Below are 15929 nucleotides of genomic sequence, written 5' to 3' on the forward strand. Positions count from 1 at the left end.
CAAAAATCTGGCAAAAAGTACTTGACTTATTTGTATACAACAGCATAAAATAGAGAAGAGAAGGGGAGGGCACACGGCCCTCTCAGGCGAAGCAAAGCAACCGCAAAGCAAACTTAAAAGGAGAACACAGACATGGAAACTTTGAATTACAAGGTTCTTGAGCAGACGGGCTATCACGGCTACATCCTGAAGGATGCACCGGTCAAGGTCATGCAGTTCGGCGAGGGCAATTTCCTGCGCGCATTCGTGGACTACTTCTATGATATCGCGAACGAAAAAGCAGGCTACAACGGCAAAGTCAAGCTGGTGCAGCCCATCGGCAACTTCCCCCAGATGGCCGACTGGATCAACGAGCAGGAGGGTCTGTACACCCTGTATCTGCGCGGCAGTGAAAAGGGCCAGAAGGTCGATGCCAAGCGTGTGATCTCCTGCGTGTCCGACTGCGTCTGCCCCTATGTGGACGACAAGTGGGACGAAGTGCTGGCTCTGGCCCGCTCGGCAGATCTGGAGACTGTTGTATCCAACACCACCGAGGCTGGCATCGCCTACACCCAGGGCGACAGCGCATTCGACCAGGTGCCCCCCAACAGCTTCCCCGCAAAGCTGACCCGTGTGCTGTATGAGCGCTACAAGGCGTTCCAGGGCGCTGCCGACAAGGGTCTGGTCATCCTGAGCTGCGAGCTGATCGACAACAACGGCAAAGAGCTGAAGAAGTGCTGCAACAACTACGCCAAGGACTGGAATCTGGAAGCGGAGTTCATCGACTGGATGAACGAGGCCAACACCTTCTGCTCCACTCTGGTGGACCGCATCGTTCCGGGCCGCATCCGTGACCCGAAGGAGCTGGCTGCTCTGGAAGAGGCCAACGGCTACCACGATGCCGTTCTGGACGTCGGCGAAGTCTTCGGCGTCTGGGTCATCGAGGGCCCCGCAGGTCTGGAGGACAAGCTCCCGTTCAAGAAGGCCGGCGTCAACGTTATGGTCGTGCCCGATGTCACCCCGTACAAGAAGCGCAAGGTCCGCATCCTGAACGGTGCCCACACCGGCTTCGTCCTGGGCGCATACCTGGCAGGCTTCGACATCGTGCGTGACTGCATGCACAACGACACCATCCGCGGCTTCATGAACAAGATGCTGCACGAGGAAGTCATCCCCACCCTGCCGCTGGACAAGAAGGATCTGGAAGACTTTGCATCCGCTGTGCAGGACCGCTTCAACAACCCGTTCATCAACCACGAGCTGATGAGCATCTCCCTGAACTCCACCTCCAAGTGGAAGGCCCGCAATATGCCGTCCTTCCTGAGCTACATCGAGGAGCAGAAGCAGCTGCCCAAGTGCCTGACCATGAGCCTGGCCGCTTACATCGCCTTCTACTCCAACGACATCCAGGAGCGCACCGCAGACGGCCTGATCTGCAAGCGCCCGGCCGGCAACACCTATAAGATCCAGGACGACGCATGGGCGCTGGACTTCTACTTCGCACACAAGGACGATACCGCTGCTGAGCTGGTGCATGCAGTCCTGACCAACACCCAGATGTGGGATCAGGACCTGACCAGGATCGAGGGTCTGGAGGCCGCTGTTCTGGCAGATCTGGAGCTGATCCGCACCCAGGGTGCCGAGGCTGCTTACAAGAGCTGCCTGTAAGCTGAAGGAAAACTTCCCCCAAGGGGGAAGGCCTATAAGGAGAGTTATTATGCCGCAGGCAATTCATATCAGCCCCATCGACAATGTTGTGGTCGCGCTGCACCCCATCGCCAAGGGCACGCTGGTGGAGGTGGACGGCCTGTCCGTCACCGCGCTGGAAGACATCCCGCAGGGCCACAAGATGGCCGTGAAGTCCATCCGGAATGGCGAGAACGTCATCAAGTACGGCTTCCCCATTGGTCACGCTACCGCAGATGCCGAGCCGGGCACCTGGATGCACACCCACAATGTCCACACCAACCTGTCCGGTGAGGTGGAGTACAGCTACAACCCCGCGCCGGATCTGGCTCCGCTGCCCAAGGTGGCCCCGGAGACCTTTATGGGCTTCCGCCGCAAGGACGGCCGCGCTGCCATCCGCAACGAGATCTGGATCATCCCCACCGTCGGCTGTGTCAACGACATCGCCAAGAAGATGGTCGCTGATAACCAGGACCTCGTCACCGGCAGCATCGAGGGCCTGTACACTTTCACCCATCCGTTTGGCTGCAGCCAGACCGGCCACGACCATGCCCAGACCCGCAAGCTGCTGGCTGCGCTGGTCCGCCATCCGAACGCTGCTGCGGTCCTCGTGCTCCATCTGGGCTGCGAGAACCTGCAGCACGACCAGTTCGTCGAAGAGCTGGGCGAGTATGACCACGACCGCGTCAAGTTCCTGACCTGCCAGGACGTGGACGACGAGTTTGCCGCCGCCCGCAGCTTCCTGAAGGAGCTGGCGGCTTACGCCGGTCAGTTCCAGCGCGAGCCCATCCCGGTGAGCGAGCTGGTCGTGGGCATGAAGTGCGGCGGTTCGGACGGCCTGTCCGGTATCACCGCCAACCCCACCATCGGCCGCTTCTCCGATATGCTGGGCCAGCGCGGCGGCTCCACCGTCCTGACCGAGGTGCCGGAAATGTTCGGTGCCGAGGGCTTCCTGATGGACCGCTGCATCAACCACGACGTCTTCGTCAAGGCGGAGAAGATGATCAACGGCTTCAAGGAGTACTTCATCAGCCACAATGAGGTCGTCTACGACAACCCCTCTCCGGGCAACAAGCAGGGCGGCATCACTACGCTGGAAGACAAGAGCTGCGGCTGCGTCCAGAAGGGCGGCACGGCCCCCATCATGGACGTGATCGGCTACGGCGACCCGGTGGTCACCAAGGGCCTGAACATGCTCTACGGCCCCGGCAACGATCTGGTGTCTGCCACGGCCATGACGGCCGCAGGTGCCCACCTGATCCTGTTCTCCACCGGCCGCGGCACGCCGTTCTCGGCTCCGGCTCCCACCCTGAAGATCTCCACCAACACCCCTCTGGCAGAGAAGAAGTCGGGCTGGATCGACTACAACACCGGTGTCATCGCAGACGGCGAAAAGACCATCGACGAGACCGCACAGGGCCTGCTGGATCTGGTCATCCGCGTTGCAAGCGGCGAGCAGACCAAGGCCGAGAAGCACGGCTTCCGCGAGATCTCCATCTTTAAGGACGGCGTCGTGCTGTAAATACAAAAGGCTGCTGTGCGTTTGTTTTGCGCACGGCGGCCTTTTTGTGAAATACAGGAAGGAAGTGTTATTATGGCAGTCAATACAACCGGAATGCTCTTGATCACACTGCTGGTCTATGCAGCGATCATCTACGGCGCAGTTTGGCTTGTAAAATACTTTATCCGGTATGGCGTTGATTACTATTTCAAAAAACTGGCAGAAAGCCAGAAAAATAGGGAGGACTTAAAATGAATCAGATCACGACTCAGTATGTTACCGAAGGCGGTGCCTGCTACGAGCAGTACGTCATCACTGACCCCGCTGCCAAGACGGCCCTGACCATCACCCCGGAGCGCGGTGGTATGATCACCGGCTTCACGCTGGACGGCGACGAGTACATCTGGACCCGCCGCCCCAACTTCAGCGAGTGCAACCGCCCCCGGTTCGGTGTGCCGGTGCTCTTCCCCAGCTGCGGCAACCCGGACGGCGGCGTCCATCTGTTCGACGGCAAGGCCTACCCCATGGAGTGCCACGGCTTCGCCGACCTGTGCGCCTGGGAGGTGGAGAGTGTCGGACCCGACGGTGTGACGCTGATCCTGGAGTCCACCCCGCTGACCAAGTTCCTCTACCCGTTTGATTTCACCCTGCTGGTGAACTACGACCTGAACGGCACCACCGCTTCCATCAGCATGACCGTCATCAACGAGGGCGATGTCCCGATGCCCTTCAGCTTCGGCTATCACCCCTATTTCACGGCCTCCGCTCTGGAGAATGTGGATTTTGACATCCGGTGCAAGACCTGCTCCGAGAACGCCAAGGGCGAGCAGCCCGCCGCTCCGGAGAAGATCACCCTGACCCGCAAGGAAGGCGCCGACAACACCATCCGCCTGATGACGGGCGTGGAGTTCCCGATGAGCTTCACCGACAAGGGCAACGGCCACAAGGTCACGGTGGACGCCGACGACAGCTTCAACAACGGTGTGCTCTGGCAGCAGGACGCGGAGAGCTTCGTCTGCATGGAGCCTTGGAACGGTTGGGCCAACAGCGTCAACGAAGAAGGAAAGCACGAGGTCCTGGAGCCGGATGAGGCCCTGACCAGCGAGTGGACCATTACCATCGAGAAAGTCTAAGCCCCCGCTTCGGAACCTCTGATACGCAAAAACTCCCCTGCATCCCGGTAAAACGGAGTGCAGGGGAGTTTTTATGTTACAGGCTCAGGCCCGTGGTTTTTACTTCTCCGGAGCGGTGAAGCTGATGGGGGTAGCACCTGCTGCGGCGTCAGCGCTCAGCAGGGAGATGGGAGCGACCTCGTAGCTCAGAGTGTCGAAGCTCTGGGTGGTACCGTCCTCGGTAGTGAACTCCAGGACGTACTTTGCGGACTGGTCAGCATCCTCCGGCAGGGTCAGAACGACGTTCTCGCCGTCTGCCAGACCCTCACCGGCCAGATTCTCGCCCTTGTCCTCAGAGCCGGCAACATACAGGTACAGCTCGGAAACGGTGGAACCGGTGGTGTTGTACACGGTGTACTCAGCGGGCTCGACAACAGCCTCAGAGCTTGCAGCCTCGGAAGAAGCCGCAACAGAGGAAGCCACGGAAGAGGCGGTGGAAGAAGCAGCGGTAGAGGAAGAGGAAGAACCGCAGGCGGTCATGCCGACGGCCAGTGCCAGAGCAGCAGCGACGACAGCAGCATTTTTCAATTTCATAGTGATAGATTCTCCTTGTTCAATGTGAAAAGTTCCTTCATGGGACAACTTCGTGTGAAAGTTGCTCACGAGTAACTATTATACCGAAAATGACGAAAAATGCAAGGAAAAATCCTTTACAAAAATGTGAAATCTCAGGGTTTCTCGAAACAAACTGGGCATCACGACAAGAGACACTGACAAAAATTTGAAAAAACTATTGACATTGTTGATATCAAAATGATATTATAATGGCGAAAGATGGAATAGGAGGTGTTTCCATGAGGCGGACAAAACTTTTCGTGTGGGTGCTTGCAGCGGCATTGCTGCTGTGTGCCTGTACGGGCAGGCCGAATCAGAATCTTCCGCACAGCCGCAGCGACCTGACGAAATGGGTCGTGAGTGAGCGGCAGGTCGAGATCCCATCCCAAACGGTCGAGCACGGCGAAGATTATGTCATCCAGTGGGAAGACCCCGCCATGGAAGCCCACATCCGCTTTGTGCTCAATCAGCCGGAAGGGGACATCCTGCACAGCGACGTGTGGGAGATTCAGGTGCTGCGGATCAGCGCAAACGGCGTGGATGCCGCATGGACAGAGCCGACCGAGGGTGCTGTTTTCAATACGGCTGACAGCGCAAAGAATGCGTCATATCTGGCTGAGGGCGGAAATCTTGAGAACCTGACCAGCCTGAACGATCTGCGGCATTTTGACAGCCTGCAAGTGTTCTATTATACGGCAAAAGTGCCTTACGACAGTCTGACAGACCTGTCCGGACTGGAAGCCTGCACCGGGCTGAAAGTGCTCTCGCTCTATGGTGCCAAACCCGTAACGCTGGCCCCTCTGGCGGCGCTGACGAAGCTGGAAAGCCTGACCCTTTCCAACTGTGGAGCGCTTGATCTAAGCCCCTTGGAGGGCTTGCAGGAGTTGGAGGTGCTTGGCCTGAGTTCGTCGAATGAACTGGCTTCGCTGGAGCCGCTGACGACACTGCCCAAACTGCGGTATCTGAGCATCGGAACCGGCACCACGTACCCCAGCCTGGACCCCTTGACCCGAACGCACATTGAGTTCCTGGACATGGGCCTTGGCGTGGGCGACGAGAAGACCTGCAAGGGTCTGGATTACAAGCCGTTGACCCGGATGCCGGACCTGAAGTATCTGGACCTGATGAACCATCTGGACCTCACCGCCGACCTGTGCAAGCGCATCGCCGCCGGTTCGCCCAACCTGCGCGGGCTGGATATCTCCTACACTCCTGCTGCGGACCACAGCAAGGAACTGCAGGCCCTCGGCATTGAATGGCTGCAGGACCCCACCAACCGAAGCATCAACGAGTTCTGGCGTCGGCTGATCTATAAGCTGGGATGATCGTCCGGCATGGCCAGACAAGATACAGGCAATCATAAAACAAGCCCCCTGCGTGACCAAATGATCTGGCCACGCAGGGGGCTTTGCAGTGTTCGCGGAACTTACTTAGGCTGCTTGCCGATGTAGGCAAGGATGCCGCCGTCGGCGTAGAGGATCTGGCCGTTCACGAAATCGGATGCGTGAGAAGCCAGGAAGACGCAGGGGCCGACCATGTCTTCGGGGTCGCCCCAGCGGCCTGCGGGGGTCTTGGCGCAGATGAAGGTGTCGAAGGGATGACGGCTGCCGTCCGGCTGGATCTCGCGCAGGGGAGCGGTCTGGGCGGTGGCAATGTAGCCGGGGCCCATGCCGTTGCACTGGATGTTGTACTCGCCGTACTCAGAGGCGATGTTCTTGGTCAGCATCTTCAGGGCACCCTTGGCGGCAGCGTAGGCGGAGACGGTCTCGCGGCCCAGCTCGCTCATCATGGAGCAGATGTTGATGATCTTGCCCTCGCGCTTGGCGATCATGTCGGGCAGGACGGCTTTGGAGCAGTTGAACGCACCGCCGACGTGCACGTCGATGACGCGCAGGAAATCGGTGTGGCTCATCTCGATCATGGGCACACGCTTCATCAGACCGGCGTTGTTGACCAGAATGTCCACGGGGCCGACCTCTTCCTTGATCTTGGCCACCATGGCGTTGACGGCGGCCTCGTCGGTGACATCGGCCACATAGCCGTGTGCCTCAACACCGGCCTCCTTGTAGGCGGCAATGCCCTTTTCCAGGCTGCCCTCGTTGGAGCAGTTGAAGCAGACGGTAGCGCCGCACTGTGCCATGCCAACGGCAATGGAGAAGCCGATGCCGTGTGCGCCGCCGGTGATGAGGGCGACCTTGCCCTTCAGATCAAATGCAGACAGATTCATTGATATATTACCTCCGTTTTTTGCAAAAAGCCCCGTGCCGGTTGAGCGGTACGGGGCTTGCTGGTGTTTTTTAGCGCAGGTCGGTGGTGGCGATGTTGTCCATGTCGTCAAACTCCATGTTCTCGCCGCCCATTGCCCAGATGAACGTATAATTCGAGGTGCCGACACCGCTGTGGATGCTCCACGAGGGGCTGATGACAGCATCCTCGTTGTGCATCACGATGTGACGGGTCTGCGTCGGCTCGCCGCACATGTGGAACACCACCTGCCCCTCAGGCAGTTCAAAGTAGGTGTAGATCTCCATCCGCCGCTCATGGGTGTGGCTGGGCATCGTGTTCCAGTTGGAACCCGGCTCCAGCGCGGTCATGCCCATGCTCAGCTGGCAGGTCTTCAGAACATCCGGGTGGATGAACTGGTTGATGGTGCGTTTGTTGCAGGTCTCGACGCTGCCCAGAGGACGATGGTTCGCATCGGCCATCTTGATGAGGCGGGTCTCGTACGAGCAGTGCGCCGGAGCGGAGACCATGTAGAACTTGGCCGGATGCTCCGGGTCGGCGGAAGCAAACGTCACTTCCTTGGTGCCCTTGGTGATGTACAGGCAGTCCTTATAGCCCAGCTTGTACTCGACACCGTCGGCCACCACGATGCCGGTGGAATCCTTGCCGATGTTGAACATGCCGATCTCGCGGCGTTCGAGGAAATAGTGGGTGCCAAAGTTGGCCCAGACATCAATGCCCTTGTCGATGGACACGGTCTCGTGCACCGGCATACAGCCCAGCGTGACCATGCGGTCCACATGGCTGTACACGGCTACGACCTCATCGGCCTTGTACAGGCCGGTGATGAGCATCTCGTCGCGCATCTCCTCGGTGGTATAGCGCTTGAAATCCTTCTGGTTGCAGGAATAGCGGATATCCATATCGGACTCCCTCCTGCGATCAGCGCTGGATACGGCCGGAGCCGTCGCCGCCAGCCAGCTTCTCGACCTCGGAGACGGTCATCATGTTGTAGTCGCCCTCGATGGAGTGCTTCAGAGCAGAAGCAGCAACTGCGAACTCAACAGCCTCCTGGGTGCTCTTGCCGGTCAGCAGAGCGTAGATCAGGCCGCCGCCGAAGGAGTCGCCGCCGCCAACGCGGTCGATGATGTGCAGGTCATACTTCTTGGAGAAGCAGTACTCGTTGGAAGCAACATCGTACAGCATTGCGCTCCAGCCGTTGTCGAATGCGCTGTGAGACTCACGCAGGGTGATGGCGACCTTCTCGAAGTGGAACTTGTCAGCCAGCTGCTTGGCAACGCTCTTGTAGCCCTCAGCGTTCAGCTTGCCGCCGTAGATGTCGGTAGCCTCAGCCTCGATGCCGAAGACGTCCTTTGCATCCTCCTCGTTGGAGATGCAGACGTCAACATACTGGCACAGGTCGGTCATGGCAGCACGGGCCTGCTCACGGGTCCACAGTTTGCCGCGGTAGTTCAGGTCGCAGCTGATCTTCACGCCGTGTGCCTTTGCAGCCTTGCAGGCCTCGCGGCAGATCTCAACGACGTTCTCGCCCAGAGCCGGGGTGATGCCGGTGAAGTGGAACCAGTCCACGCCCTCGAAGATCTTGTCCCAGTCGAAGTCAGAGGGCTGAGCCAGCTGGATGGCGCTGTTGGCACGGTCGTAGATGCAGACGGAACCACGCTGGGAAGCGCCCTTCTCGTTGTAGTAGATGCCGACACGGTCACCGCCGCGGGTGATCATGCTGGTATCGACGCCGTAGCGGCGCAGGCTGTTGACAGCGGCCTGGCCGATGGCATGTGCGGGCAGCTTGGTGACGAAAGCAGCGTCCAGGCCGTAGTTTGCCAGAGAGACTGCAACGTTGGCCTCGCCGCCGCCGAAGGTGAACTCCAGGCTGTTAGCCTGAACGAAACGCTCATAGTTGAACGGCTGCAGACGGACCATCAGTTCGCCAAAAGTAACGACTTTCATTGTGATATTCTCCTTTTTTGTTGGTTCTTATATCCGCCCGCCGCAGGGAAGACCGGTGCGGCGGAGCATGGCAGAAGGAAATGCTCAGGCCTGAACGAGATGGAAGGCGAAGCCGCCGATCTCGTCTGCGAAGTAGCAGGCGACGGTCTTGCCGTTCTTGACGTTCTTGGAGTCCAGGTCGAACTTCACGCCGCGCTGGGTCAGGTGATAGATGGCGCGGTCCACGTTGTTGCAGCCGATGGCGATGTGGCCATTGGTGCCGCGGCCGGGCTTCTTCATGATTTCGAACTCCTTGTTGCCGACGAAGATGCTGGAGTTGCCGGGAGCGACCTTCATGTTCAGCAGACCGCCGATGAGGTTGGCGACCTTCATGGCCTCTTCCTCGTTGCCGGTGTTGATGCCGACGTGCATCAGCTTCAGACCCAGCATGGTGTCAACGGCTTCCTTGCTCTGTGCGGTGATCTTTGCCCAGTCGCCAGCCTTGATGACGTCGCTCTTGCACATCCAGGTGCCGCCGACGGCGAAGATCTGGTCGTAGCCCAGGTAATCGTTGACGTTCTTGGCGTTGACGCCGCCGGTGCACATCCAGCGGGCACCCTTCAGGGCAGCGCCGATGTTCTTCAGCATGTTCACGCCGCCGTTGGCCTCAGCCGGGAAGAACTTCAGAGCCTCGCAGCCCAGGTTCATGGCCTGCTGCATCTCGCCTGCGGAAGCGGTGCCGGGCATCATGATGCCGCCCTTGTCGATGACGTGCTTGCAGACTTCGGGGTCAAAGCCGGGAGCCACGATGAAGGAAGCACCTGCTGCCATTGCGCGGTCTGCCTGCTCGGTGGTCAGGACAGTGCCGGCGCCCAGCAGCATTTCGGGCATCTCATCGTGGATCTTGCGGATGCACTCCTCAGCACATGCGGTGCGGAAAGTGACCTCAGCAGCGGGCAGGCCGCCCTCTGCCAGAGCCTTGCACAGGGGCAGGGCCTCGTCCACGCTGTTGAAAGCGATAACAGGGATAATGCCGATCTGATAGACCTTTTCGACAATGGGATTCATAACGCATTCTCCTTTTATTTTCACTCTGGGGGCGGGGCTTTGGCCCGTTTGGGCACACTCTGCCCCACCATACGTTCGTAATATTAGTATAAACGACAGCGGGGGTTTTGGTAATGCTCAACAAGCACAATGTTTTGCATAAGAGCTTGTATACATTGCACAAAAATGCCGAACGCTCACAGCCCCAGCCGCTCAAACAGCTCGGCCACGCCGTCGTGGTCGCAGTCGTTCGTGCTCACAAGGTCGGCCAGAGCCTGGATGTGGGGCATCCCGTTGGCCATCACAGCGGCAATGCCAGCCTTTTCCAGCATGGCGCGGTCGTTCTCGCTGTCGCCCACGGCCACGGTGGATTCGCGGGGGATGTGCAGCAGGTCGGCCAGCGCCAGCAGGGCCGTGCCCTTGTCTACACCCTGCGCCGTGAGCTCGATGTTGTCCGGTGAGCCCTGCACGACCTCGGCCCCGGCAAGGGCCCGGAAGCGGGGGAGGGCGGCCTGCGCCTGCTCCGCTGTATCGAAGAACATGCAGAACTTCTCCACCTCGTGGGCATGGCGGCTCATCCACTCGGTGAGGTCCCGCACGACCGTGAACCGGCCGTCGTTGGGCTGGCGGGCCTCGGTGGAGCCGCGCCGGGCGTTCCGGCGGGCGAACCGCTCCATGGCGACGGTGTCACGGTAGGTGCGGCCATCGCAGAAGACGCTCATCGCGCCGGGGTATTCCATATAAAGTGCAAAGGCCTCCCGCGCCAGCTCCACCGGCATGGGCCGCGCGATGAGGGAGACCGGCTCGGTGGTGCGGTGTTCGGCAGCATTGCAGTAGCGGCTGTAGACGGCGCTCATGGGGTCGGTGCCCAGGTCCCAGACGGCGGCACCGTTGGAGGTGATGGCGTAGCGGATGCCGGTCAGCTGGGCCACGACCGGTGGAAGATTGGACAGCGGCCGCCCGGTGGCGGGCAGGACCACGATGCCGCGGGCGACTGCCTCCGCGATGGCCTGCCGGGTGCGGGGCGTGACCTGCCCCTGATGATTCAGAAGGGTGCCGTCGAGGTCAAGGGCCACGAGGCGGGGAGAAGTGGTGTTTGACATAAAGGCTCCTTTGGTTCGCTTTTCCTTCGTACGACCTCTCCGTCTCGCATCCGCCCGGCCGCTTTCCTGCAAGGAGAGGTGGCATTGCGCAGCAATGACGGAGAGGTTGTATAGAGTAGAACATGATCTTTTTCATTTTAACGTAAAAATTCCATTTGCGCAATACGGCGCATTATGATAAAATAGGTCGTTGCGGAATCAAAATTATAGGAGAAAATACATGAATACACGCTCGCTGCGCTCCCGCCTGAAGCCGCATCTGTGGTTTCAGGCATATTGGGTGGTGTATCTGGTCTGGTTTTTCTGGCTGGACCTGACCATCACCGACCCGAAGTACATCATCCACAGCCCCATTGACGACTTCATCCCCTTCAATGAGTGGTTCGTTTTCCCGTATTGCAGCTGGTTTTTGCTGCTGGCGGTGGTCACAGCGCTGCTCTGGTGGAACGACACGGAAAGCTACGACAAGCTCTGCCTGATGATGTTCTCCGGCATGACCTTCTGCCTCATTCTCTATATGATACTGCCCAACGGTCTGGACATCCGCCCCACGGCGGAGGCCGTCGGCCGCGACAACATCGCGATGCAGATCATGCAGCTCCTCTGGAAGGCGGATGCCTCGGTCAATGTCTGCCCGTCCATCCACTGCCAGAGTTCCGGCTGCATGGCGCTGGCGTTCTCTCAGAGCAGGTTGGCAAAAGGCCGCCCCGGCCTGAAGGTGCTGGCCTGGGTGTGGGCTGCCCTCATCTGCGCCTCCACCGTCTTCACAAAACAGCATTCCATCCTTGATGTGGTCTGCGGTCTGGCGCTGGTGGCCGTCTGGGTGCCGATCCTTTCTGCCAAAAAGACGAAGAAAGCGGCTTGACAAGAAAAAATTGCATTTTATATCCAAATCCCCTTGACGCACGGTGCGCTTCGGGGGTAAAATAAAACTGGTACTTTCACTAATATATCAAAGAGCGACCGGAATTGTTTTGGTGGATAGAAGGAGAACGTTACGATGGCAGTACGGAGTGCACGGGAGGCTGCATACGAGACCATCCGCAGCCGTATCATTACAATGGAACTCAAGCCTGGCGATGAGCTCAATGACCATGCACTGGCGCAGGAGATGGGCATCAGCCGCACCCCCATGCGGGAGGCACTGATCATGCTCAACATCGCTCACATGGTCACCATCAAGCCGCAGAGCGGCACCTATGTTGCCCCCATCGACCTGACGCTCATGGAGATGGAGCAGTTTGCGCGCTATACGCTGGAAAAGGAGATCCTGAACCACATCCGCGGGCGGCTGACCGGCGAGCAGGAGCGGGCTTACCGCCTGCTCATTGAGCAGTACCGTGTGCTGGAGAGCGACTCCGGCGCCGAGAACCGCGAGACCCGGATGCTGGAACTTGACAACGCCTTCCACCGCCGCGCGTTCGAGCTGTGCGGCATGGAAGCGCACTTCGATCACATGCTGTCCACCTTCCAGCACATCGAGCGGCTGCGCAAGTTCAGCTTGCAGACCGACGAGAATAAATCCGTCTGCGGGGCCCATACCCGCATTCTGGAGGCCGTCCTCCACGGCAGCGAGGACGATGTCGGCCGCACCCTGCACGAGCACCTGAACCGCTATAAGCTCTCGGTGGAACAGGCCAGAGCCATCCATCCGGATTACTTCATTGAAGGGTAAGCGGTGAGAGAAACTGGAAATTGCCGATATTGACAAAAAAATAGCAAGAAAATTGTGTATTTGACGGCCGCAAAAAGGGGAAAATCCTTTGTGTGGTCGTCTTTTTGTCTAAAGTATACAAGAAAAAACTCTGAAAAATGTCAAAACGCCAATTGCCAAGTCGAAACTGATATATTAGAATATATGCAGAGACGTGCCGCAGCGGTTGCTGCGGACGAAACAGCAAAGCAACATAAGGAGGAAACCCCTATGCCTATGAAAATGGGTTGGCGTTGGTATGGTGAGGGCAACGACCCCATCACGCTGAACGACATCAAGCAGATCCCCGGCGTGACCAGCATCGTCTGGGCACTGCACGACAAGATGCCCGGCGAGATCTGGGAGGTCGATGAGATCCAGAAGGTCGCAGACCAGATCCACGCCTACGGCTTCGATATGGACGTTGTGGAATCGGTCAACGTCCATGACGACATCAAGATCGGCCTGCCGACGCGCGACCAGTATATCGAGAACTACAAGCAGTGCATCCGCAACCTGTCCAAGTTCGGCGTCAAGGTCATCTGCTACAACTTCATGCCCATCTTTGACTGGACCCGCACCGACCTGTTCCACCCCGTCGGCGATGGTTCCACCGCTCTGTTCTATCAGAAGGACATGATCCAGAACGACTACAAGGCCATGGCCGACTATATCCTGGGCTTCACCGAGAAGTACAACATGACCTTCCCCGGCTGGGAGCCGGAGCGTATGGCCAAGCTGGACGAGCTGTTCAAGGCCTATGCCCCCGTCACCAAGGAGAAGCTGTGGGAGAATCTGAAGTATTTCCTGGAGGCTCTCATGCCCACCTGCCGCGAGTGCGACATCAAGATGGCCATCCACATGGACGATCCCCCTTGGGATATCTTCGGCCTGCCCCGCCTGCTGGTGGATGCCGAGAGCATCGACCGCTTCCTGAGCATGGTGGATGACGAGTACAACTGCCTGACCCTGTGCTCCGGCAGCCTGAACGCAAACCCCAACAACAACGTTGCTGAGATCGTCCGCAAGCACTGCGATCGCATCGCATTCGCACACATCCGCAACATCCATCACTTCCCCAACGGCGACTTCTCCGAGGCTGCTCACCGCGATTGCTGCGGCGAGACCGGCATCATCGAGATCCTGCGCGCCTACCATGACGGCGGCTACGAGGGCTACATCCGCCCCGACCACGGCCGTCAGCTGTGGGAGGAAGGCCCCGGCAACTGCCGCCCCGGCTACGGCAAGTATGACCGTGCGCTGGGCATCCAGTATATGCTGGGCGTCTGGGATCTGCTGGACCGTCTGGATGAAGAGAAAAAGAAAGGCTGAGCATCAAAATGAAGCTGTCTGATATCAAAAACGGCAATCTGTCCGCCGAGTGGGCAGAAAAAGGCTACGAGCTGCCCAAGTTCGATGTCGAGGCCGTCAAGGCCAAGACCCATGCAGAGCCGACCTGGGTGCACTTCGGTGCAGGCAACATCTTCCGCGCCTTCCCCGCAGCCGTCCTGAACGACGCCCTGAACAGCGGCAAGTATGACCGCGGCGTCATCGTGGCCGAGAGCTTCGACTATGAGATCATCGACAAGGCTTACCGCCCCTACGATAACCTGAGCCTGCTGGTCTGCCTGAAGTCCACCGGCGAGATCGAGAAGAAGGTCGTGGCCTCCGTGACCGAGAGCCTGAAGGCAGACCCCTCCTTCACCGAGGACTGGGCACGTCTGGTCGAGATCTTCCAGAACCCCAGCCTGCAGATGATCTCCTTCACCATCACCGAGAAGGGCTACGGCGTGGCTCCTGCGGACCTGGAGCGCGGCCTGACCCCCGTGCTGGCCATGGGCAAGGTCACCGCTCTGCTGTATGAGCGCTTCAAGGCCGGCAAGCTGCCCCTGACCGTGCAGAGCATGGACAACTGCTCTCACAACGGCGACAAGGTCAGGAATGCCGTCTTCACCTACGCTTCCAAGTGGGTCGAGCAGGGCCTGGTGCCCGCCGAGTTCCTCGCCTATGTGCAGGACGAGACCAAGGTCACCTTCCCCTGGAGCATGATCGACAAGATCACCCCGCGCCCCGACGCCAAGGTCCAGAAGATGCTGGCCGACGACGGCTTTGAGGACAACTACACCATCGTCACCGAGAAGCACACCTTCACCGCTCCCTTCGTCAACGCCGAGGAGACCCAGTATCTCTGCATCGAGGACCACTACACCAATGGCCGTCCTCCGCTGGAGCTGGGCGGTGTTCTGTACTGCGACCGCGAGACTGTCGATAAGATCGAGAAGATGAAGGTCTGCACCTGCCTGAACCCGCTGCACACCGCCATGTCCATCTATGGCTGCATGCTGGACTACACCCTCATCTCTGCCGAAATGGCCGATGAGGACCTGCGCGCCTTCATCCAGAAGATCGGCTACATCGAGGCTATGCCCGTCGTCGTCGATCCGGGCGTCCTGAACCCCTATGAGTTCATCGGCGCGGTCATCAACCGCCGCCTGCCCAACCCCTTCATGCCCGACGCACCCCAGCGTATCGCTACCGATACCTCCCAGAAGCTGGCCATCCGCTTCGGCGAGACCATCAAGGCTTACGAGGCCCGCGGCCTGGACAAGAGCAATCTGGTCCTGATCCCGCTGGTGCTGGCAGGCTATGCCCGCTACCTGAAGGGCATTGATGACAACGGCAAGGCCTTTGAGATCTCTCCCGATCCGATGCTGGCCGAGCTGCAGGCCATCGTGGCTCCGCTGGAAGTCAAGGAAGGCGAGCAGGATTTCAGCTGCCTGAAGAACCTGTACAGCCGCGCCGACATCTTCGGTGTGGACCTGTATGCGGTCGGTCTGGGTGAGCAGATTGAGGGCATGGTCAAGGAGCTGTATGCTGGCAACGGCGCAGTCCGCAAGACTCTGCACAAGTACGTCGTCGCTCGCTGAGCGCTGACATCCTCTTTTTAGGTTAAGCTATCTTCGTCCCCACGCTGCGTTTTGCTTTGCCGCAGCGTGGGATTTTTTATACCCTCTCAGTCTCGC

The 15929-nt window shown here is 59.0% G+C and carries 15 protein-coding genes; 9 read left to right on the plus strand and 6 right to left on the minus strand.

Annotated elements, in window-relative coordinates; all coding sequences use genetic code 11:
* Positions 1 to 132 precede the first annotated feature (132 nt).
* From I5P96_RS02135 to I5P96_RS02150, 4 genes are all read left to right on the plus strand, one after another.
* Positions 133 to 1647, plus strand: coding sequence for a tagaturonate reductase (locus I5P96_RS02135; RefSeq protein ID WP_223382905.1), 1515 nt, complete (start codon positions 133 to 135; stop codon positions 1645 to 1647).
* A 49-nt stretch (positions 1648 to 1696) separates the two neighbouring features.
* A complete protein-coding gene (locus tag I5P96_RS02140) occupies positions 1697 to 3187 on the plus strand; it encodes a UxaA family hydrolase (RefSeq protein WP_223382906.1) in 1491 nt (496 codons plus the stop codon).
* Between the two features lie 72 nt (positions 3188 to 3259).
* The gene (locus I5P96_RS02145) at positions 3260 to 3421 is read left to right on the plus strand and encodes a hypothetical protein (protein ID WP_172678628.1); all 162 of its coding nucleotides are present in this window, start codon (positions 3260 to 3262) and stop codon (positions 3419 to 3421) included.
* Positions 3418 to 4299 carry an aldose epimerase gene (locus tag I5P96_RS02150; protein ID WP_097791481.1) on the plus strand — a complete coding sequence of 294 codons (882 nt, stop codon included), beginning with the start codon at positions 3418 to 3420 and terminating at the stop codon, positions 4297 to 4299. The genes I5P96_RS02145 and I5P96_RS02150 overlap by 4 nt, the downstream gene beginning before the upstream one ends.
* Before the next feature lie 99 nt (positions 4300 to 4398).
* Here I5P96_RS02150 and I5P96_RS02155 read toward each other — a convergent pair whose 3' ends face one another.
* Positions 4399 to 4872 carry a cytochrome C gene (locus I5P96_RS02155; protein ID WP_223382907.1) on the minus strand — a complete coding sequence of 158 codons (474 nt, stop codon included), beginning with the start codon at positions 4870 to 4872 and terminating at the stop codon, positions 4399 to 4401.
* A 260-nt stretch (positions 4873 to 5132) separates the two neighbouring features.
* Between I5P96_RS02155 and I5P96_RS02160 the strand changes: the two genes are divergently transcribed.
* Entirely contained in the window at positions 5133 to 6218 is a 1086-nt protein-coding gene (locus I5P96_RS02160; RefSeq protein WP_223382908.1) for a hypothetical protein, read from the plus strand.
* Positions 6219 to 6319: 101 nt separating this feature from the next.
* Here I5P96_RS02160 and I5P96_RS02165 read toward each other — a convergent pair whose 3' ends face one another.
* The 5 genes from I5P96_RS02165 to I5P96_RS02185 all read right to left on the minus strand — a co-directional run bounded on the left by I5P96_RS02165 (position 6320) and on the right by I5P96_RS02185 (position 11213).
* Positions 6320 to 7120 carry a gluconate 5-dehydrogenase gene (locus tag I5P96_RS02165; protein WP_118553407.1) on the minus strand — a complete coding sequence of 267 codons (801 nt, stop codon included), beginning with the start codon at positions 7118 to 7120 and terminating at the stop codon, positions 6320 to 6322.
* A gap of 70 nt (positions 7121 to 7190) precedes the next feature.
* Positions 7191 to 8039: a 5-dehydro-4-deoxy-D-glucuronate isomerase gene (gene kduI, locus I5P96_RS02170; protein ID WP_097791477.1), complete on the minus strand. Its 849-nt coding sequence runs from the start codon at positions 8037 to 8039 to the stop codon at positions 7191 to 7193.
* Between the two features lie 19 nt (positions 8040 to 8058).
* Positions 8059 to 9084, minus strand: a complete 1026-nt coding sequence (locus tag I5P96_RS02175) for a sugar kinase (protein ID WP_118553406.1) — start codon at positions 9082 to 9084, stop codon at positions 8059 to 8061.
* A gap of 84 nt (positions 9085 to 9168) precedes the next feature.
* The gene (gene eda, locus I5P96_RS02180) at positions 9169 to 10131 is read right to left on the minus strand and encodes a bifunctional 4-hydroxy-2-oxoglutarate aldolase/2-dehydro-3-deoxy-phosphogluconate aldolase (RefSeq protein ID WP_097791475.1); all 963 of its coding nucleotides are present in this window, start codon (positions 10129 to 10131) and stop codon (positions 9169 to 9171) included.
* 176 nt (positions 10132 to 10307) lie between these two features.
* Positions 10308 to 11213: an HAD-IIB family hydrolase gene (locus I5P96_RS02185; RefSeq protein ID WP_223382909.1), complete on the minus strand. Its 906-nt coding sequence runs from the start codon at positions 11211 to 11213 to the stop codon at positions 10308 to 10310.
* Between the two features lie 220 nt (positions 11214 to 11433).
* Between I5P96_RS02185 and I5P96_RS02190 the strand changes: the two genes are divergently transcribed.
* The 4 genes from I5P96_RS02190 (at position 11434) to I5P96_RS02205 (ending at position 15833) form a co-directional block, all read left to right on the plus strand.
* Complete coding sequence (locus tag I5P96_RS02190; RefSeq protein WP_223382910.1) at positions 11434 to 12078, plus strand: phosphatase PAP2 family protein; 645 nt, start codon at positions 11434 to 11436, stop codon at positions 12076 to 12078.
* Positions 12079 to 12213: 135 nt separating this feature from the next.
* Complete coding sequence (locus I5P96_RS02195) at positions 12214 to 12888, plus strand: GntR family transcriptional regulator (RefSeq protein WP_118553402.1); 675 nt, start codon at positions 12214 to 12216, stop codon at positions 12886 to 12888.
* 249 nt (positions 12889 to 13137) lie between these two features.
* Positions 13138 to 14238 (plus strand): mannonate dehydratase, encoded by a 1101-nt coding sequence (gene uxuA / locus I5P96_RS02200; RefSeq protein ID WP_097791471.1) that lies wholly within the window; start codon positions 13138 to 13140, stop codon positions 14236 to 14238.
* Between the two features lie 8 nt (positions 14239 to 14246).
* Positions 14247 to 15833 (plus strand): mannitol dehydrogenase family protein, encoded by a 1587-nt coding sequence (locus I5P96_RS02205; protein ID WP_223382911.1) that lies wholly within the window; start codon positions 14247 to 14249, stop codon positions 15831 to 15833.
* Positions 15834 to 15929: the final 96 nt, after the last annotated feature.

The sequence above is a fragment of the Faecalibacterium prausnitzii genome (assembly GCF_019967995.1).
Lineage (GTDB): Bacteria > Bacillota > Clostridia > Oscillospirales > Ruminococcaceae > Faecalibacterium > Faecalibacterium prausnitzii_E.

Coding starts and splice junctions, on each gene's coding strand:
- I5P96_RS02135 (WP_223382905.1), top strand. CDS start 133: ATGGAAACTTTGAATTACAAGGTTCTTGAGCAGACGGGCTATCACGGC.
- I5P96_RS02140 (WP_223382906.1), top strand. CDS start 1,697: ATGCCGCAGGCAATTCATATCAGCCCCATCGACAATGTTGTGGTCGCG.
- I5P96_RS02145 (WP_172678628.1), top strand. CDS start 3,260: ATGGCAGTCAATACAACCGGAATGCTCTTGATCACACTGCTGGTCTAT.
- I5P96_RS02150 (WP_097791481.1), top strand. CDS start 3,418: ATGAATCAGATCACGACTCAGTATGTTACCGAAGGCGGTGCCTGCTAC.
- I5P96_RS02155 (WP_223382907.1), bottom strand. CDS start 4,872: ATGAAATTGAAAAATGCTGCTGTCGTCGCTGCTGCTCTGGCACTGGCC.
- I5P96_RS02160 (WP_223382908.1), top strand. CDS start 5,133: ATGAGGCGGACAAAACTTTTCGTGTGGGTGCTTGCAGCGGCATTGCTG.
- I5P96_RS02165 (WP_118553407.1), bottom strand. CDS start 7,120: ATGAATCTGTCTGCATTTGATCTGAAGGGCAAGGTCGCCCTCATCACC.
- kduI (WP_097791477.1), bottom strand. CDS start 8,039: ATGGATATCCGCTATTCCTGCAACCAGAAGGATTTCAAGCGCTATACC.
- I5P96_RS02175 (WP_118553406.1), bottom strand. CDS start 9,084: ATGAAAGTCGTTACTTTTGGCGAACTGATGGTCCGTCTGCAGCCGTTC.
- eda (WP_097791475.1), bottom strand. CDS start 10,131: ATGAATCCCATTGTCGAAAAGGTCTATCAGATCGGCATTATCCCTGTT.
- I5P96_RS02185 (WP_223382909.1), bottom strand. CDS start 11,213: ATGTCAAACACCACTTCTCCCCGCCTCGTGGCCCTTGACCTCGACGGC.
- I5P96_RS02190 (WP_223382910.1), top strand. CDS start 11,434: ATGAATACACGCTCGCTGCGCTCCCGCCTGAAGCCGCATCTGTGGTTT.
- I5P96_RS02195 (WP_118553402.1), top strand. CDS start 12,214: ATGGCAGTACGGAGTGCACGGGAGGCTGCATACGAGACCATCCGCAGC.
- uxuA (WP_097791471.1), top strand. CDS start 13,138: ATGCCTATGAAAATGGGTTGGCGTTGGTATGGTGAGGGCAACGACCCC.
- I5P96_RS02205 (WP_223382911.1), top strand. CDS start 14,247: ATGAAGCTGTCTGATATCAAAAACGGCAATCTGTCCGCCGAGTGGGCA.